An 18,496-nucleotide genomic window follows, 5' to 3' on the forward strand; every position below is an offset into this window, starting at 1 on the left:
CAAATGAAAAAAATTAGTTTTGTAACTTTATTCAGTTTAGCCATTTTAGGAGGACTTTCAGCAGCAACTCCAGCATTTGCGAATGACGGAACAGATACAGATTCGCAACAAACAATTAGCGGAGCAGATACAGCCGATATTGAAGTTAATGGAACACTTGGAGCTGACAACACAGATCCTGGAGCGACCATTCCAGAAGGCAGTGACGACTGGATTAATGTGACGGTACCAACAAAAACTATTTTCTATAATACAGTTGGAAGTACAACGATTAAAGCACCAACCTATACTATCACAAACAACTCTGGTAGACCTGTAGCAATCACAACAGAGGCCTTTGCAGCAAGAGCTGGAAATCCAGCAACATTGCCTAATGATTTCGCTCTAAACTTAAGTGTTGGCGGATCAACGACAGTTCCATTGATTGAAGCGGGAGCTGTTTCAAGTGTAACTGGTTCATCAGTAGCAAATCTAGCAAACTCAAAAGGTCAAACAGCTAGTACTGATCCAGAAGTAACTGATCCAACAACTAACAGCACTACTTTCACTTATACTGGTACTGCTACAGCTACAGAACAATTAAAAGTGAATTATGATCTGACACTAAAATTTGATGCAATCAGCTGGAACTAAGGAATAATTGAAGAACGGTAAATGGACAGGAGGGATTTTATGGATAATAATATTATAGTAGAAGGAATTTTAGGGAAACCTGAGACCTCTACTAGCTCATCTGAAAAAGAAACAAATCCTTCTTCTACTAATGAGAGTATTATATTCGAAACGACCTCTAAAGATTTGCCAAAAGGAAACGAAAACGTGTCCAACTTGCTATTCTTTATAGGATTAGGCATCTTATTCATTTTACTTTTATTAGTTTTTAAAAGACAGGACAAAGAAAAGACAAATCAATAACTAAATCCCCTACTCGGGCTTACCCAGTTCGAGGGGGAATTTTTTTAGCTACTTCTGAAAATATAGTGACAAAATTTTTTTAGTTTCAGTAAAATTTCTCGATGATTCAACTTTCTCAAGCATTCGTAAACAGACGCTAGCATACGAGACTTCTAACAATAAGTTCCAGCGATTCGTGACTATAATTCTGATGAAATTGATGTTACAATAGTTCAATAACTGAAAGGAGCATAACAATGAGCGTCTTTTTTTATGGCTGTATTTCGATCGATGGCTATTTAGCCGATAAAAATCATGATTTAGAATGGCTTTACCAATCAGGTTCCCCAGATGATACCGACTATGAATCGTTTTACCAAAAGATGGATATTACTATAATGGGAAAACGTACCTTTAATGAATTAGCAAAAAATGAACAACCGGCTTCATTTTACCCTACAACAAAAAATTATGTTTTTACTCATTCAGATAAACTTTCAGCTGAAGGTTTTATTCCTACTAAAGGCGACGTATCTGATTTTGTCCGCTCAATAGATACAAATAAAAACATTTGGATTGTTGGTGGTCATCAACTTTTAGCAACACTTTTAAATGCAGATTTAGTTGATCAGTTAATCATCCAAGTCGCTCCTGTCCTTTTAGGTGCGGGTATCCCACTTTTTACACAAAAAGAACAACTAAAACGATTCACACTTAAACAAGTGAATAAATATCAACAATTTGCCGAATTAGTTTATGTAAAATAGCCATCCGCCAATTAACTAAACAGTAACTGAATAAAAACAAAAAAGCCAAACCTTCCAAATGCGTATTGCGTAGTTTGGAAGGTTTTAGCTTTTTTGTTCAACCTAATAAAATCTTGTATTACTTTTAGATTAATTTCTCATATCTCTATTTATCGCCTAGAATATCAAGAACGATTTGTGTATGCATCGCTGCACCAACTTTAAAACATTCTTCCATAATCTTAAATTTAGGATGATGATTCATATAACCGCAACCTTCTGCGGCAGTTCCTCCACCTAAAATAAAGAACGAGCCTGGTTTTACATCAGTATAGGCAGAAAAATCTTCGCCGCCCATCATTTGTGGTGATTCAAACATGCGTTGTTTCCCAACAACTTTTTCAGCAACTTCATTTACGATATCAGTCGCATGGTTATCATTGAGTACTTGACTGTAACCTAGTAAATAATCTAATTCATAAGAAGCACCATAAACTTCACAAATTCCTGCTATGGTTTCTTCAATCCGTTTTTTCACAAACATTCTTACTTCTTTATCATTTGTACGAACTGTTCCTTGGATTTGTGCTGTATCTGGAATCACATTTGCTTTTTTCCCTGCATTGAATTCACCAATCGAAATGACCACATTAGAAAATGGGCTTACGTTTCTAGAAACAATATGATTTAAATTATTGATTACTTCAACACCAATCAAAATTGGATCAATTGCTAATTCTGGTGTTGAACCATGAGATCCTTTTCCTTGGATTTTCAGGGTAAAGACATCTGAAGCTGCAGTCAATGCGCCTTTTCTCGTACCAATCATTCCTGTTGGAATATTTGGTGCAATATGCAGACCAAAAACCATATCTACATCATCCATCACACCTGCTTCTACTAATAATTTAGCTCCACCTGGTGGTTCTTCTTCCGCTGGTTGAAAGATGAATTTTACCGTTCCAGCAATTTTATCTTGCATCCCTGTCAAAGTTTTAACTGCACCTAAAAGCATTGCTGTATGCGTATCATGTCCACAAGCATGCATCACACCAGGATTTTCGGAGGGAAATTCTACATCTGATTCTTCTATGATTGGTAATGCATCAATATCACCACGTAACGCAATCGTTTTACCAGGTTTACTTCCTTTTAAGATTGCAATCACACTATTTTCAGTTAACGTCTTAACTTCTAAATTAGGAAACTCCGCTAATACTTGTTTAATATATTTAGCTGTTTCTACTTCCTCAAATGATAATTCTGGATGACGATGTAAATATCTTCTCCATTTGACCATATCTGCTTGAGGCATTTCTTCTAGGATATTATTCATAATTATTTTCCTCCTTTATTTTAAAAGACAGCTACTATGTCTAAAAACCAATTTTTATTATTTTGGCTTGATGAATAGAATCGTTATTGCAGAAAGTAAGCCCGCTACTAAAAAGAAAATGAACGTCGTGATATATTGACCATCAGATAGCTCTACCAATGCTCCAATCAACGTTGGTGAAACAAATCCGCCAAGAATTCCTCCAGTAGCAAGTGTTGCATAGCTTGGTGCAAATTTAGCCCCAGCAAAAATTTTCAACGGAATACTCATCATCGTTACAAAACAAATAATCAAAAAGAAGTTCGCAAAGCCCATTACAATGGCCAATAATGTCAAATTAGCAATAAAATAGGCACTGAATGCTAAAAATGCACCAATCACGGCAGTAGAAGCCACTACAAGTTTTTCTTTACCTTGGAAAAAACGTCCGACAACATAACTTCCTCCAATTGAACCTACTAAAAGGAAAAAGCCACCGACACTACTGATAATCGCTGCACTATTTAAGGCTAAACCACGTTCGCTTGTCAAGAAACTTGGCAACCAATTTGAAAAGCCATATAAAAGTGAATTGATAAAGAATGAACTCAAGAACAAGACCCAAACACGAATATCAGACCACACAGTTAAAATGGAAACCTTCTCTGTTTTAGTATCAACCACTTCTTTCATTTCTTTTTGCTTTTCATTTTTAGGAATCGTCAAAATCAAGAAAACAGCAATTAACACAGCGACTACAGTTAAAACTAAATACGCTGTCTTCCAACCTGTTTTAGTGATAATTGGTGATAGAACTAACGGTCCAATAAATCCTGCTACACCAGAAGAAGACAACAAAATTCCTTGTGCAAACGTTCTTTTTTCTGGTTCAAAATTAACCGTTACTTCTTTACTAGCTGATGAAGCATAACCTGAGTGGGCTAATAAACCAGTTAGAAATCGAATCGACATAAACATAATTAACGAAGTGCCAAAACCAAATAGAAAAGCAAAAAAGCCCATTCCCAAAACAGAACCAATCAGAACGACTCTTGAGCCCACTCGGTTAATAACCAACCCCATAGGAATCTGCATAATCGCATACCCTAAGAAAAAGGCACTCATAATCATTCCTTTAGCTGCTGGATCTAAGCCAAACTCTTCAGAAATCGGAATCAGCGAGTAGCCGACCGATAGTTTATCGATGTATACCATTGTATAACCTAAAAAAAGTGCAATTAATAACAACCCTGATTTTTTTGTTCCTTTTTTTTCCATAAAATCCTCCTAAATAAAAATATAATGCGTTGTTTTTTGGGAAACATCTAAATTGATTCCATAACAAATGATTACTTATTTTTTAATCAATAAATAGTCTTCATATGCTACAGCTAACAAAGGTACCAAGTTCAAATTAATAATAAACACTTTATTCTCAATAACTTGTCCGCTTTAGTATCTACTCTAATTTTTCAAAATGATTATAAAAAATGCTCCAAAAAAAAATAGTCACTACAGAAATTTCTTTGAACATGTCTAATTTCTGACAATAAGAGAAACGATTTATTTTCACATCAAAGATCAACAATTTCTCCTAAAAAATCGGCTTACTCTTAAATGCTCAGTAGAAAAAGTTTAAGTAAAGCGTTTGCCACAAATTACAGCTTAATTACACACTTCGCTTATAAAAATCATGTCTTCCTACGCTCTAGAAATAATCCCATTCCCTCAACACTAAAAAATTTTTCTAGTTGAAAAATCTTCATGTTCTATTATATGCTATTATTTAATCAAAAAACAGAAAAAAATTAGAGGAACATGAAAAAATATCGCTATTCATTAAAAAACAATGATGCATTCAATAGATAATTCACAAATAACAGTCTTTTTTGAAATTAATTATCAAAAACTTTAATTGATTAATCCTGCCAGATTATCGTGAGTGAGACAAACGTAAAGAATACTTTTATTCCATCCTTTAAAACCAAACAAACGGCTATTAAACAATCAGAATCTCGGCAATTTCCGAACCATCATAACGCAATAACTGCTGGTTCGTCCAATTGCTTGATTCTAAACGCTTGTTTTATGACCTGATAAACGTTGTTGCAAAAGCAGCTTCTTCGGAAACAATTAATCAGTTGTACAACTGGCAATCCCAACTAAGAAAGTGAATCGCTTACTTTCTTATAAAAATAAACCGAAATTGTTGTAAAACACAGCGAATGAAAGAAGCTGATGTTACACAATATCTATTTGGTTCTCAGAGCTAAACGCTTTTGACCCAACCTATTCAGTTATCTCAGTAATTATCTTAAAAATAAAACACTCATTTAATTACTAAAAAATAACAAGATAACCAGCCATTTTATTTATAAATTACGAAAATACACTGAAATAGACGGAAAAACATAAAAAATAGAATACTCATTAACTAGTATAGTAATTACAAGTCAATATTTGTATAAAAATTGAAAAATGAGGCGAAAAATAATGACAGAAGAGGTTGATTTTAGAGCGCTATTTATCGGCGATCAGGCGGAAAATGGTTTATGTTACAAGAAATTGTTGAATAGACTCGTCGATGAACATCTGGAATGGCGTGAAAACTATCTTTCTTCAGATATAGCGGCAATCACGAAGCAAGAACAACAACAAGATAATTTTATCGCAACTAAAAAAAGAATGGAATCCGTCCTTGAAGAAGTAAGTCAGCGACTATGCTCAGGTTCCGTTCCTTGGAATTCTGCGGGTCGTTACTGGGGACAAATGAATTCAGAAACATTAATGCCCTCATTACTAGCTTACAATTTAGCCATGCTTTGGAACCCAAATAACATTGCGACAGAATCTTCAATGACTACTTCACAAATGGAATTCGAAGTAGGACAAGATTTCGCACAATTATTTGGACAAAAAAAAGGGTGGGGACACATTTGCGCAGACGGATCCATCGCCAATCTAGAAGGACTATGGTATGCCCGCTGTATTAAATCGATTCCCTTAGCAATCAAAAAAATCTTTCCTAATATGTTACATCAAACAGAGTGGGAATTATTGAATATGCCTACTGAACAAATCTTGCAGTTAGTTGATTCTTTATCCTGCGATGAACTAGAAGAAGTAAAGGCTGTTTCTTCAAGAAGTGGGAAAAATATCCAAAAACTCGGAAAATGGATTGTTCCTCAGACAAAACACTATTCTTGGCTTAAAGCGCTTGATATTTCAGGAGTTGGCTTAGATCAAATGATTACCATTCCAATACAAGAAAATTATCGAATGGATATAGCGAAATTAGAAGAAACACTCGTTGATTTAATTGCAAAAAAGATTCCGATTTTAGGTGTTGTCGCAGTCGTAGGGACAACAGAAGAAGGACAAGTAGATAACGTAGATCAAATTGTAGCAATTAGAGAAAAACTAAAAAAAGAGGGTTATTACTTTTATTTACATGTAGATGCTGCTTATGGTGGCTATGCTCGATCTATTTTTTTAGATGAAAAATCTCAATTTATTCCCTACGAAAATTTGCAGACAGTATACCAAAAACACAAAATTTTCACTTCTCCTGTCACGATTACTAAAGAGGTCTACAATAGCTTTAAAGCTATTTCAGAGGCTGAATCAATTACCATTGATCCACACAAAATGGGCTATATTCCTTATTCAGCAGGAGGCATCACAATTAAATATAAGAATATGCGTAATATAATTTCTTACTTTGCTCCTTATGTTTTTGAAAAATCTGTACATACTCAAGATTTACTAGGTCCTTTTATTCTTGAAGGTTCAAAAGCCGGTGCTACTGCGGCGGCTATCTGGACTGCCCATCGAATCTTACCGTTAAATATTACTGGCTATGGACACCTGATAGGTGCTAGTATCGAATCCGCTCAAAAATTACGAACCTTTTTAGACAATCTAACGTTTAATATCAAAGGAAAAAAAATCCAAGTCTATCCACTAAATCATCCCGATTTCAATATGGTAGATTGGGTTTTCAAGGAAGACGGCAATGAGCATTTAGTTGCTGTAAACGAATTGAGTGAACAAATGTTTGATCATTTTTCTTATTTAGACGGAGATATTTATGGCAGTCGTTTTATTATGTCACATACTACATTCACGAAAAAAGATTATGGCGATTCCCCAATAAAATTTATTGAAAGTATTGGACTAAACGCATCTGAGTGGAAGAAAGTTAAAAAAATTACTTTATTGCGAGCTTCTATCATGACTCCCTATTTAACAGATGAAAAAGTCTTCAACTATTACACTCACGCTATTTACAAAGCTATGGAAGAGCATTTAAACGATATCTTTCATTAAAAAAGGAAAAAAATAATTAGTGGAGAAGATCTCCGTCGATGATCTTCCCCACTAATCTTTCGTATGTCTGAAAATTCCCGAAAATTTTGCTATTGCTCTCCTTTTTAACAGAAATTAAAAAAGAAAGCAAGTCTATGTAGATTCGATAAGATTTGATATCTTCTTATCCAAAACACGGTATCTTTTGATTAGTAAATTCATTCTCTTGATTTTATCTAAATCATTTTCAAAATCCCTAGACAGCTGAATTTCAGCCATTTTATCCCTAATTTTACTTTGATCCGCCATCAATGCCTTACAACGTTGATGTAAAACTTGTCCATAGATTTCCGATTTATAATTGATACAACGAACACTTAATAATTCATCTAAACTAGTTACTAACTCCTCTTTTGTCATATCTTTTAACTCCACCTGAACAACCTACCTCTCTCCCTATAACTTTTGAGCATTCAAATATGAATGATTCACTGCTGAATTTTCTCCTATTTTCAGAATCAAAAGTTTAAAAATAGTTCTTGGTGCTATCTACCTCCTTTATCAATTGATTGACTAATTATAGTTTGTTCTAATTCCTCACATACTGCGATCTATTTTTCTAATCAATGTAATTATATCAAACATTAAGCATTTATCTAGTTAAAAATTCAAACTTTACTTTTCTTCATGCATCAAATTACTTTCAATCAAACTAAAAAGAGTCAAAACAAATAGCTACAACGATTATTGTAATCATAGCTATTGATTTTACTCTTTTCAGCTTAAAAATACACTACTATTTGTTCAGTGAATCATCACTTCAGAATGATTCTACTCTAATTTTTTCTAGGAATTCAGCTCTTTTTTCATCTGTTATTTTTGTTATCTGCCCACAATGAATCCACTTCGTCTGTTTGATTCCAACACCTTTAAGTGTATTTTTAATAAATCCGCCTTTGATTATATTTCCGCCAATCCATCTCAAATACCACTTCGGACCATCCGAAGTCGTAATTACCGTACTATTAGTAATGTTGGTCAATAGTCCAATCAAGCCAGTTTTTCCACTTCGGTAAGCAAATTCTTTCAGAAAAACTTTATCAACAAATCCTTTCATCATCGCTGGCATATCATACCACCAAACTGGAAAAATAAAAATAACTGATTCTGATTCTTTTAATGATTTCTGATATTTTTTCACTAATGGATCTAAAGCTACCCCTTTACTAAATTGAGCTAATTCTTCTTCACTAAAAACAGGATTGAACTGATCTTTGTATAAATCTAAAAGGTTGTATTCTTTACCTGCTTGTTCAATATTTTTGATTACTTCATCTAAAATCGCCTTATTAAAACTACCATGCCAAGGATGCGCAAAAACTATTGTGATCATTTCATTCTCTCCTATTCGTATTAATGCACACATATGCATTTTTATGATAAATAAGAATCAGCAATTCGCTAATTCTTTTAAATCTGTAGCTGTTTTTTCAAATTTTTCAATCACAAAATCTGCATTCAAATGATAAATGAATTCTCTTGATTTCTTCACCCTGCTGACTATGCCATAGCGCTCCATCAAGCTTAAGTGCCTTGAAATGACTGTTCGATCTTGAGGAAAATACTTAGCCACTTCTGAAATCGAGAGACTTCCATTGCTTCCTAACAAAACCATGATTTGGCTTCGAACAGGATCAAATAAAACTTTATAAAATTCAAAATCCATTGCATCTTCTAATTTTGACGTACAAATTTCATTTTCTTTTTGCGACTCATTCATAGTATCACCTCTGATAAATTATACGTGCACACTTATGCAATTGTCAACAAAAAAAGAATACATGATTTCAATTTGACAAATGCATAGGTGCGCACGTATAATCATTTTAATATTATTAATATATGTAAAGGAGCATTAAAAACTATGCTAAAAAAAACAAGAACGATTCAAGTTCCATCAAAAAGAGTACTAACGCTAACTATCATTTTCATTTTAGCAATCATCGGAATGAATATCGCAGCCGCCCAATTAAATGAATCGATTCTTGACTTTAGAATCAATTATACATCAGCTGATGCGTATCATTTTTTCCAACACCTTGGGGACGATGGCAGACACTTTTATTTTATTCTATTATTATTTGATTTGCTTTTCCCAATCATCTATATGCTATTTGGTGTAAATTTGGCGCTGTTTATGATCAATAAACAAGAAAATTTTCAAAACTGGCAAACTATTTTCGTATTCTTTCCCATCTTCGGTATGATTTGTGATTGGATTGAAAATGCGCTGATTTTATCAATGCTTCATAGCTACGATGCTTCTTTTTTAAAACTAGCAGCTTATTCAAGTAAAGTCACACTGTTAAAATTTTCTTTTTTGGGAATTTTTATTTCATGGCTGATTATCATTGCAATAAAAAATTTAATTAATAAAAAGCCAGCTTAAATAGTGTATTCTACTTCAAATAAAAGTAAAGCAGAAAATCTTTTCTTTTGAAAATCAAGTGAGGTTGAGACAAAAGCGGTTAGCTCTGAGGAATAAGAAGGAATTTCCGAAAATTATTCTTCAAATTTTTGGTAAATTTCTGCTTCAATCTTGGAAAGCTGTTTCATTTCTTTTATTTTTCGCTACCGCTATTACCTTTTAGCTAGTTCTTATCTTCTTTGGAGCGAGAAATGTAAGTCGTTTGTAATTCACTCAACCAGTTGTTCAAATAAGTATACAAGTCTAATTGTTGTTTAATAATAGCTTTTCCGCCAACTGGAATATGTTCTCTATTTGGAGCTACAGTGTTTAGTTTACTCATTTTATGAGCTATTTGCTCAAGCATATTTTGAATCAAAATAACCGCTTGTTGAGAATTTACTTTCTCTAAGTTAGCAATAATTGTATTGATATCTATAGGTATTTTTACTTCTTGTTTTGAATACTTTTCCATTAACAGTTGAAAATATTCTTCCCCACTAGCCGTAATTTGATAGATTTTTTTGGGTGCATAATTCGAATTTTGAATAACCAATGAGTCGAGATAACCTTTTTCCGCAAGAGAATTTACTTTTTTATAAATAATCGGTTCACTGATTCTAGTCCATTCATTTAGATTCCTATAAGCTATTTCTTTTTTTAAATCATAAGCACTGATTGGTTTTTCAATTAAAATCCCTAACAAAGTCAAATCTATTGTTGACATATTCGTTCCTCCTCGTCAGTTACACTTAATACTACTATAAATTACAGTTGTAAGCAAAATTTCCCGATTATCTAACTATGTTACGCTATCATTGGATTGTCTGATATACATCACTAAAAACTACAATGAATAGTAATTTTTCATTATCTTCTATGACCTAACAAATGCTAAAAATATTTAAGCTAGCAAACTCTTTCCTGATAGTTCTTTTCAAATAATTTATGAAACAAAGATCCCTCTCTCTCGTATGAAACTAGCTCTTTTAACAGCATAGAAATTCATCCTAATTTATTTTTTCGTTCTCCTAACATAAATAATCATCACAAAAATACCAAGTAAAAGTTATTTCCATTTGGAATAATTTTCACTTGGTATCTTATGTGATTAACTTGATTTTACAGGAAATTATAATTACATTTAAACTCATTGCCGAAATCAATCTTTCACTTTTTGAGCTTTGATTAACTGTAGAATAATATTAGCCAAAAACTTTATCCCACTACTAATCTATAGTATTGTCAGTAGGTTGTTCTTCACCATTACCATTATCATTACCACCGTCACTAGGATTTTCTGGTGGAATTTCCCCTTGTCCATCACCATCAATATTGCCGGTTTGACCTGAATCATTGCCACCGTTAGAATTACCATTGTTATTATCTGGTGTAGGCGTAACACCTGTTCCACCACTGTTATTTCCATTTGGCGTATAACCATTATCGTTATAGCCATAGTCATTTCCTTGCCCGCCATCAGCTGGATTTTGGTATAAATTACTATCATTTGCCGAATCAATAGACGGATCTTGTTCAGTAGTTACCGATTGCTCTGTACTTTCTGCGGTTTCATTTCCTTTTGCATCCATTTCTTTTTTTACTTTTTCTAATTGATCAGAAAAAGTCTTTTTTATTTTTTCATTTTTGATTTTATCAGTTTCAGCCTTTGCTGCATCATACAGCGCACGGTCCGTTGACACTACTTTATTATCTTTGTATATCTTTTCTATTTCCGTTTTTGCTTTTTCAATTTGGGTCAACTGATTTTCAGCATTGGTCAATAGTTCATTAATTGTCTTATCATAAACTTGGGTCTCGTCCGTTTTAAAATAGCTTATCTTTGTCTTTTGAAACGCATCTTTTTTCAGATCATCCGCAATAGGTAAATCCTTGTTTACAGTAGAACCTTTGATAGCACTCGTTTCTTGATCGTTTTTATAAAGAGAATTAATTGCTTTTTTGGTTTCATAGGTTGTTTTAATTCTTTGTATGCCTTCTTGTGCTTTGGCTACTTCTTTTTCATATTCTGTATTCCCAACCTCTGTTACTTGACTTGTATTCGATTGAGTTACTTGCTCCACTTCTTTTTCTAAAGCCGTTACTTGCTCTTCAGTTACTCTTTCTGCTAGGAAATTAGAATCTTTTTCATCAAAGAAGAGAGGCATTTTTTGATTGATTTTAACTAACTCTCCCATGCGATCACTTTTCTCGGTTACACTTGATGCACTAATTTGTTTTTGCAGCTTATTTTTTGCATAGATATTCCCACAATATACCACTGCAATCATACAAACAACGATTCCTATACCGATAGCGTATTTCCACTTATCCGAAAGAAATCTCCACTTTTCACCAATTCCCATTTACTCTCTCCTTAATGAATAACTATTTCTTTTTGTTCCTCATTCATTCCTCAATAAAATTTTTTAATAAATATTTTTTACATTTGATTAAAAAATTACTTAATGCATCTTTACTACCTAAAATTACTAATCTTATAAAGATTATTTCATAAAATAAGACAAAAAACAACTCTATTTACTAGCCTATTTGACGATAAGAGGTAAAAAAAACGCTAAAAAAAAGAAATTACATACGGATAAATATAAAAAAATTAAAAAAATGATTGTTATTAATCAAAAAGCGATTATTTTTTTCTATACTCTAGTTTACTTTATCGAACCGCTATCCCAAACCATTACATATTCTTCTTCTTGAGTTCGTTCGTCTAGTTGCTTTGTAGAAATTTCAAATCCTTGTTTCAGATAAAAGGTGAGCGCTGGTTGATTTTTACGATACACCGAAAGTGATAAAGTATCGTTTTCAGCTTTCGCAAATGACAATAATTTACTTCCTATCCCTTTATTTTGATAGGCTTTTTGTACAAATATTCCAGCAATATAATCATCGACTAAGCCAATGAAGCCGACAATTTTCGTTTGATTATAGTACGCAAAAAGTGTTGCTGTTTGAATTGCTTGCTTCACAAAATTAAACTGCTCTATCCAATAATTTTTATCAATAAATTCATGGGCTTCAGTATTAACTTCAAGCCAAATAGTCATGATATCCTCTAGCTCAGACATAGATATATCGGTTACTTTTCTTATCATCGTCTTCTCCCCTGACACACATTATTTAAGCGATATTTTCTTTCTTGACTGCTGATAAAATTTCGCCATTCTTTTCAAATAAGCCCTAATTAATACTAGCTCACACTCATCTATTCACCTACTCTACTTGATTTAAACTATTTCTTTAGCAAAAGCTATCTTAAACCGCTGAATAAATTCTCTCACAACAGGCGTTTGAATTCGATTTTTTTTCCACACTAAAACGCAATTTGTTTCTATTTTGGGAACTAACGGAATAAATTTTAATGCATTATTTTTCCTATCAAGAATCGCACCTTCAATGGTCACCGCAGAACCAACTCGATTCTCTACTAAAGCAATCACATTAAAAATCAAGTTAAATGTTCCTATTAAATTTAAAGAGGCTAAAGGCTGATTCAACCACTGACTCAACATCGTTTGCACTTCGATTCTGTTCGTACAAAGTAACGGAATACCTTCTAAATCCCTCGGTATAATTTCTTTTTTTTGTGCAAGAAATGAATCTTTCGAAACCAATAACCCCCATTTTTCAGTTCTTGGTAACACTATTTTTTCAAAAGCGGTTGTCAAAACAGGCTCCAATAAAATAGCGATATCTACGAGCCCTTTTTCTAGTTTATCACTGATTTCATCACTAATTCCAGACACAATATTAAAGGTGACTTGAGGGTAGTCACTGATTAATTCTTCCAACATCATCGCTAATGTATCTGAATTATCGGCTTCCACACAACCGATTGAAAAATGTCCGCTAATATTGGATTTTTTTTGTGCTTGAAAAGCTCGTTCTGTATTATCTGCCATTAATAAAATTTCAGCGGCTCTCTCTTTTAGAAAGAGTCCTTCCTCAGTCAAACGTAACGCACGTTTATCACGAATAAATAAAGGCGTTCCTAATTTCTCTTCAAACTCTTTGATTTGTCGACTTAAGGTTGGCTGAGTGATATGCAATACTTTAGCTGCTTTTGAGAAATTTCTTTCTTCAGCAACTGTCCAAAAATACCGTAATTCTCTTAACTCCATAGAAAGACTCCCTATTTATTAATTAGTAAAAAGTAAAATATAGAAACTGTCTCAGTAACTTATTATACCGCTTTTATTCTTGTAACGTTCACTTTTTTGATCCATTCATTTCAGTAAATTTTGTGTGTTTTAAATCTTCTCAAAAAAAATAACTATTTCATATGAGATTTACAAAAAAATAAGCCTTTAGATTATTTATATTAGAATCTTTAGTACATTCAATAGTATCTCCATTGATTAAAGCTGATTTTTTCAAATAAATAATATCTTAAAAAAAGCCCCAAACAAAATAAAAATTCGTTTTGTTTAGGACTTTTTATTCAACTTTACAAATTATTCAACATTGAAAATAAAATTTTTTCAGATTAAATACTTTATTCAGCAGTCGTTTCTTTATTCCATAATTCTTTTACAACTGGAATGTTTCCTAATTCAGTCATATTACTAGGCAAAATAACTGTATTTGTATTACTTTTTACAACATCTTTAAAAGCTTCAATTCCTAAATAAGCTAGTGCCGTCTCATCAAGCTTACTTTCTTTGATAGCCATATTTAATTCGATGATTCTACGTTTATCAGCCTCTGTCAAAACAGCAATTCTTGAAGCTTCAGCTTCTGCATCAATTTGCATCCGATTTGCTCGTGCTTGTGCATCAATCATGGATTGTTTTGCTCGTGCTTCCGCATCGATTTCCATCTCGGAAGCTTTGGCTTCTGATTCTAAAATGACTGATTGCTTACGACCTTCTGAAATGGTGATTGCTGATTCTTTATCACGACTCGCCGTAATCAATTTGTTCATTGAATTAATAATCTCATCAGATACCGAAATTTCACCAATATTGATTCGATCAATCGACAAACCATATCCAGCTGTAATATCTTTGACACTTTCATATAAACTAGTATTGATTTCTTCTGTTCCATTCAACACTTCGTTTAAATCCATTTTCCCAATAATCCCACGTAAGTTGGACTGGCAGTCTTGAATCATTGATTTAACAGAATCTTCGTTATCGTAAACAAATGCCCGTACATCCGTCACATGGTATTTAATCGCTTCATCGATTTTAACGATAACATTATCTTTAGTAATTACACTTTGTGGTTCAATTTCTAAAGGCGTTTGCTTTAAAGAAACACGTCCACGAACCGTATATAACACAGGAATCAAGAAATGAAGTCCAGGATCTAATGTTTTAACATATTTACCAAAACTTTCAATAACTTTAACTTCCCCTTGTTGAACAATAATAACCATCTTCGAAATCAAAACTAAAATTAAAACTAAAATGACCAAAAATATAATGATATTAACGATTAACAATGAAATTCACATCACTTTCAAATAAACTATTATCAACGACGACAAGTAAATAATTATCTGCATAATCCACTACTTGTAACATCGCATGTTCCACTGGAATTCCTTGAATTACCTTATACGTATAAGGGCTTCCCAAAATTCTTACAGTCCCAATAAACTGATCAGACTTTGAACGAAAACATTTTCCAAGTGTTTTCTCCATTTGATAGTCTGCCATCCATTCCTAACCTCCTTTTAATGCTACATCCATTTATTATACACTACTTTATTTAAAATAAAGCGATCTTCTAAAAAAATGCTATTTTTTAAAAAATAAAAAAGGACGTTATATGCAATTAAGCGGTTCGTCCTTGAATATTTTTTATTTATTTACGATAACGAATCGTTAAGCCTTTTAAGAAATTACGAGCATAACGGTCGCCACATTTTTTATAATTGCGATGACCTTCTTTTCTTAAAATGGCACTTAGTTCACCATCAGAAGCATAAACTTCTGCTAGACGTAATGTATCCAACATTTCGTCACTAGTAAGAGCTAGCGCTATTTTTACTTTTTTCAATAAAACGTTATTGACATTGCTATGATTTTTGATTAAGAAGGAAGGTTTCGGTGCTACGCCATTTTTCGTAGGCTGTGGTCCTCTTTTGAAAGTAATCAACCCATTTAAGAAAGATTCTAGGGTATGATTATCACAGACAGCATCTGGTGGTAATTCATCTTCCTCTTTTTGCTTAGTCAATAACTCGCTCAGCTCTTCGCGAGAAATATTCAGTCCGCCTAATTTAAAAATTTTAATCATATCTGTATCTTTAATGTCCAATGCATAACGCAGTCGGATTAATATATCGTTATTATTCATCAAAACCTCCAGAAAATTTGAGAACGCCTATGAAAATCCAACAGATAAAGCTTGATTAGTAATACTTATACAACTAGAAAAAGCAGCTGACTAACACTAACCTCTGCAGACGTTTCAACGTTTGACCTCATTATTTTTGATTATTTTTATAGCAATAGCTTAAATGATCATTGACCATACCTGTTGCTTGCATAAAAGCATAAACTGTCGTGGTTCCTAAAAATTTGAACCCTTTCTTTTTTAGCTCCTTACTAATTTCATCGGACAATGTTGTAGAAGCTGGTACCTCTTCTAACTTCGTCCAGCTATTTTTTATTGGTTGATGATTAACATACGACCAAATAAATTCGTTAAAACTGCCATATTCTTGTTGGATTGCTAAAAATATTTTTGCATTATTGATGGTTGCTTGAACTTTCAATTTATTTCTAATGATTCCAGGGTCTTGCAAAAGAAACGCCACTTTTTCTTCTGTATAGGTGGCAATCTTATGATAGTCAAATTGATCAAATGCCGCGGAAAGAGTCTCTCGTTTTTTTAAAATTGTTGACCAACTCAACCCAGCTTGCATACTTTCTAAAACTAAAAACTCAAATAGTTGCCCATCGTCATGAACTTCATTGCCCCACTCATTGTCATGATAACTTGCTTCCAATTCATTGCTATTTGCCCAATCACAACGGATTTTTTCCATCTTTATACTCACATCCTTCTTAAATATAACATCAACAAACTTAGGGTTTATTTATAGATTGTCCAAAAATTTATTGCCTCATTCGTCAATTCTTCTGCTGAGAAGGTCTTTTTAGAATGTCCTTTAGTTTCAGAATCATTCGGATCATTCAGCCAAAATTTGCCATCCTTGACTCCGGTTAATACCATAATATGACCTGTTTCTGTAAAATAACCTGGTTTTACTGAAATGATTACAGGATGATTTTGTTTTAATTGTTCCTCGACAGCAGCTATATCCATCCCTAATTCTTCATAGTGATAACCTTTCATTTCAGCAAATTCAGGAAAAATGGCCCAGGTAGTTCCTTCGCCTTCTAAATAGTAATCATTTTTCGCCCATTTCAAAATATCTAGTGGCGTTGTATTTTTCCCATCTAAAAAAGTAGTAACCATCGCTAGCGAAGTAATCGCACAGCCATTGATGCCAATTGTATTTCCATCTGGATTGCCGACACCATACGGAGTATCTTTCCATTTTTCATCTGTTTGTACCTGTAAAGGGATTCCTAAATGACCGCTTAGTTTTTCTGCAGCCAAACTTTCATTTACTAACTCAGTATATGTTAGCGTCTTTTCTTCTGAAGTAGTTGTTTCTACTGTTGTTTCTTTCGTCGTTGAAGATTCTGTATCGCTTGTTTTCGTTGATTGGTTTGAAGAGTCACTCCCTGCTTTCATAGGTGCAACCTTAGCTAGCAAAGCTCCTCCAACAACCGCCAAAAGAAGTAAAGTAATAACAAATACTTTGAGATTTTTTCTTTTTTTTGATTCCATTGAAGCCATCCTTCTTATCTAAACATATATATTTTTAATAAATATAGAAAATCAAACATCTTATAAAACATTTTAGTAAGTAAAATCAAATAGCTCTTATCCCATAAAGATTCTAGGATCAATCGATTCGATCAACAGTGGCTTTACTCTGTTTCAGCTACTTGAATGTTGAATAATTTTTAGTATTATCTATCGTACTGCTTCACAACAAGTTTCTCTACTCATCAGCACTTAGTTTATGTCAAAAAATCCTACTTACGTCATTCAGCTATTCAATAGTCCTCACTGAATTAAAACGATAACTAAAAATAGGTCTCAAGCAACCCATTTTCCTTTTTACTTTATCATATTTAGCCATTTATTAATAGTTAAATTCTGTTTACTAATGTTACCAATTAAAAAAGTGAAATATTTACTTTATTACACCAAGCGAACATATTTTCTTGAATTTTTTCGTCATCTTGGGTAAAATGTTAATATCTAGGTGATTTACTCTAAAGATAGTCAAGAAATATTAAAGGAGGTCGAAGAATGGACCCTAAACATACATCAACCATGAAAAGTATTTCAAAATTGATTAGCCAATCTTCCCAAAATTTCTTATCTGCATTTTTAGACGACTCGAATGACAAAAAAAATAAAACTAAAGAGCGCCAAGATATTGTTAAGAAGCTTCAAGTCGCTAGCGCCAAAAAAAGTCTTGTCGTTTTACAATTAAAAGAAGTTGCGACTTCTCAAAAATTCGAAACCGTCTCTGGCTGGATTATTTCCAAAACAATTTCGGATACAATCATGTTACGTTCACAAGAAGACACTCAACAAATTCGGATGATTACCGTTGCACATATCAAGAAAGTAAGTTCACTTTCTAAAAATGATCAACGATTGATTAATTGATATTTGTTTTAAGTCATTCTTCTTTTATATAAT

The 18,496-nt window shown here is 33.0% G+C and carries 20 protein-coding genes; 6 read left to right on the forward strand and 14 right to left on the reverse strand.

Annotated elements, in window-relative coordinates:
* Positions 1-3 precede the first annotated feature (3 nt).
* The 3 genes from ACYSNW_RS10750 to ACYSNW_RS10760 all read left to right on the forward strand — a co-directional run bounded on the left by ACYSNW_RS10750 (position 4) and on the right by ACYSNW_RS10760 (position 1,661).
* Positions 4-633 (forward strand): hypothetical protein, encoded by a 630-nt coding sequence (locus ACYSNW_RS10750; RefSeq protein WP_461744499.1) that lies wholly within the window; start codon positions 4-6, stop codon positions 631-633.
* 39 nt (positions 634-672) lie between these two features.
* A complete protein-coding gene (locus ACYSNW_RS10755; protein ID WP_461744500.1) occupies positions 673-915 on the forward strand; it encodes a hypothetical protein in 243 nt (80 codons plus the stop codon).
* A gap of 236 nt (positions 916-1,151) precedes the next feature.
* Positions 1,152-1,661, forward strand: a complete 510-nt coding sequence (locus tag ACYSNW_RS10760) for a dihydrofolate reductase family protein (protein ID WP_461744501.1) — start codon at positions 1,152-1,154, stop codon at positions 1,659-1,661.
* Between the two features lie 145 nt (positions 1,662-1,806).
* On the opposite strand, the gene ACYSNW_RS10765 is transcribed toward ACYSNW_RS10760, so the two are convergent.
* Together ACYSNW_RS10765 and ACYSNW_RS10770 are read right to left on the reverse strand one after the other, a co-directional pair.
* The gene (locus ACYSNW_RS10765; protein WP_461744502.1) at positions 1,807-2,976 is read right to left on the reverse strand and encodes an amidohydrolase; all 1,170 of its coding nucleotides are present in this window, start codon (positions 2,974-2,976) and stop codon (positions 1,807-1,809) included.
* A gap of 57 nt (positions 2,977-3,033) precedes the next feature.
* Positions 3,034-4,233: an MFS transporter gene (locus ACYSNW_RS10770; protein ID WP_461744503.1), complete on the reverse strand. Its 1,200-nt coding sequence runs from the start codon at positions 4,231-4,233 to the stop codon at positions 3,034-3,036.
* Between the two features lie 1,215 nt (positions 4,234-5,448).
* On the opposite strand from ACYSNW_RS10770, the gene tdc reads away from it, so the two are divergent.
* Entirely contained in the window at positions 5,449-7,284 is a 1,836-nt protein-coding gene (tdc, locus tag ACYSNW_RS10775) for a tyrosine decarboxylase (protein ID WP_461744504.1), read from the forward strand.
* Between the two features lie 132 nt (positions 7,285-7,416).
* Here the strand turns inward: tdc and ACYSNW_RS10780 are convergent, their stop codons facing one another.
* The 3 genes from ACYSNW_RS10780 to ACYSNW_RS10790 all read right to left on the reverse strand — a co-directional run bounded on the left by ACYSNW_RS10780 (position 7,417) and on the right by ACYSNW_RS10790 (position 9,043).
* On the reverse strand, positions 7,417-7,683 hold the full coding sequence (locus tag ACYSNW_RS10780) for a hypothetical protein (protein WP_461744505.1): 267 nt from the start codon (positions 7,681-7,683) through the stop codon (positions 7,417-7,419).
* A 400-nt stretch (positions 7,684-8,083) separates the two neighbouring features.
* Complete coding sequence (locus tag ACYSNW_RS10785; protein WP_461744506.1) at positions 8,084-8,656, reverse strand: NAD(P)H-dependent oxidoreductase; 573 nt, start codon at positions 8,654-8,656, stop codon at positions 8,084-8,086.
* A gap of 57 nt (positions 8,657-8,713) precedes the next feature.
* The gene (locus ACYSNW_RS10790; RefSeq protein WP_461744507.1) at positions 8,714-9,043 is read right to left on the reverse strand and encodes an ArsR/SmtB family transcription factor; all 330 of its coding nucleotides are present in this window, start codon (positions 9,041-9,043) and stop codon (positions 8,714-8,716) included.
* A gap of 144 nt (positions 9,044-9,187) precedes the next feature.
* Here ACYSNW_RS10790 and ACYSNW_RS10795 point away from each other — a divergent pair, with 144 nt between their 5' ends.
* Positions 9,188-9,712, forward strand: coding sequence for a hypothetical protein (locus tag ACYSNW_RS10795; protein ID WP_461744508.1), 525 nt, complete (start codon positions 9,188-9,190; stop codon positions 9,710-9,712).
* 202 nt (positions 9,713-9,914) lie between these two features.
* Here the strand turns inward: ACYSNW_RS10795 and ACYSNW_RS10800 are convergent, their stop codons facing one another.
* From ACYSNW_RS10800 to ACYSNW_RS10840, 9 genes are all read right to left on the reverse strand, one after another.
* Positions 9,915-10,457, reverse strand: a complete 543-nt coding sequence (locus tag ACYSNW_RS10800; protein ID WP_461744509.1) for a PadR family transcriptional regulator — start codon at positions 10,455-10,457, stop codon at positions 9,915-9,917.
* A 502-nt stretch (positions 10,458-10,959) separates the two neighbouring features.
* Positions 10,960-12,096, reverse strand: coding sequence for a hypothetical protein (locus tag ACYSNW_RS10805; protein ID WP_461744510.1), 1,137 nt, complete (start codon positions 12,094-12,096; stop codon positions 10,960-10,962).
* A gap of 306 nt (positions 12,097-12,402) precedes the next feature.
* Entirely contained in the window at positions 12,403-12,846 is a 444-nt protein-coding gene (locus ACYSNW_RS10810) for a GNAT family N-acetyltransferase (RefSeq protein ID WP_461744511.1), read from the reverse strand.
* A gap of 132 nt (positions 12,847-12,978) precedes the next feature.
* Entirely contained in the window at positions 12,979-13,872 is an 894-nt protein-coding gene (locus tag ACYSNW_RS10815) for a LysR family transcriptional regulator (RefSeq protein ID WP_461744512.1), read from the reverse strand.
* 374 nt (positions 13,873-14,246) lie between these two features.
* Positions 14,247-15,200, reverse strand: a complete 954-nt coding sequence (locus ACYSNW_RS10820) for an SPFH domain-containing protein (RefSeq protein ID WP_461744513.1) — start codon at positions 15,198-15,200, stop codon at positions 14,247-14,249.
* Positions 15,187-15,417, reverse strand: a complete 231-nt coding sequence (locus ACYSNW_RS10825; protein WP_461744514.1) for a hypothetical protein — start codon at positions 15,415-15,417, stop codon at positions 15,187-15,189. Before ACYSNW_RS10825 ends, ACYSNW_RS10820 begins: the two co-directional genes overlap by 14 nt.
* Positions 15,418-15,565: 148 nt before the next feature.
* The gene (locus tag ACYSNW_RS10830) at positions 15,566-16,060 is read right to left on the reverse strand and encodes a YehS family protein (RefSeq protein WP_461744515.1); all 495 of its coding nucleotides are present in this window, start codon (positions 16,058-16,060) and stop codon (positions 15,566-15,568) included.
* 130 nt (positions 16,061-16,190) lie between these two features.
* Positions 16,191-16,754 (reverse strand): DNA-3-methyladenine glycosylase I, encoded by a 564-nt coding sequence (locus tag ACYSNW_RS10835; RefSeq protein WP_461744516.1) that lies wholly within the window; start codon positions 16,752-16,754, stop codon positions 16,191-16,193.
* A 47-nt stretch (positions 16,755-16,801) separates the two neighbouring features.
* Entirely contained in the window at positions 16,802-17,575 is a 774-nt protein-coding gene (locus ACYSNW_RS10840) for a C39 family peptidase (RefSeq protein WP_461744517.1), read from the reverse strand.
* 522 nt (positions 17,576-18,097) lie between these two features.
* Between ACYSNW_RS10840 and ACYSNW_RS10845 the strand changes: the two genes are divergently transcribed.
* Entirely contained in the window at positions 18,098-18,463 is a 366-nt protein-coding gene (locus tag ACYSNW_RS10845) for a hypothetical protein (protein ID WP_461744518.1), read from the forward strand.
* Positions 18,464-18,496 lie beyond the last annotated feature (33 nt).

The organism is Enterococcus sp. LJL99, assembly GCF_054871725.1.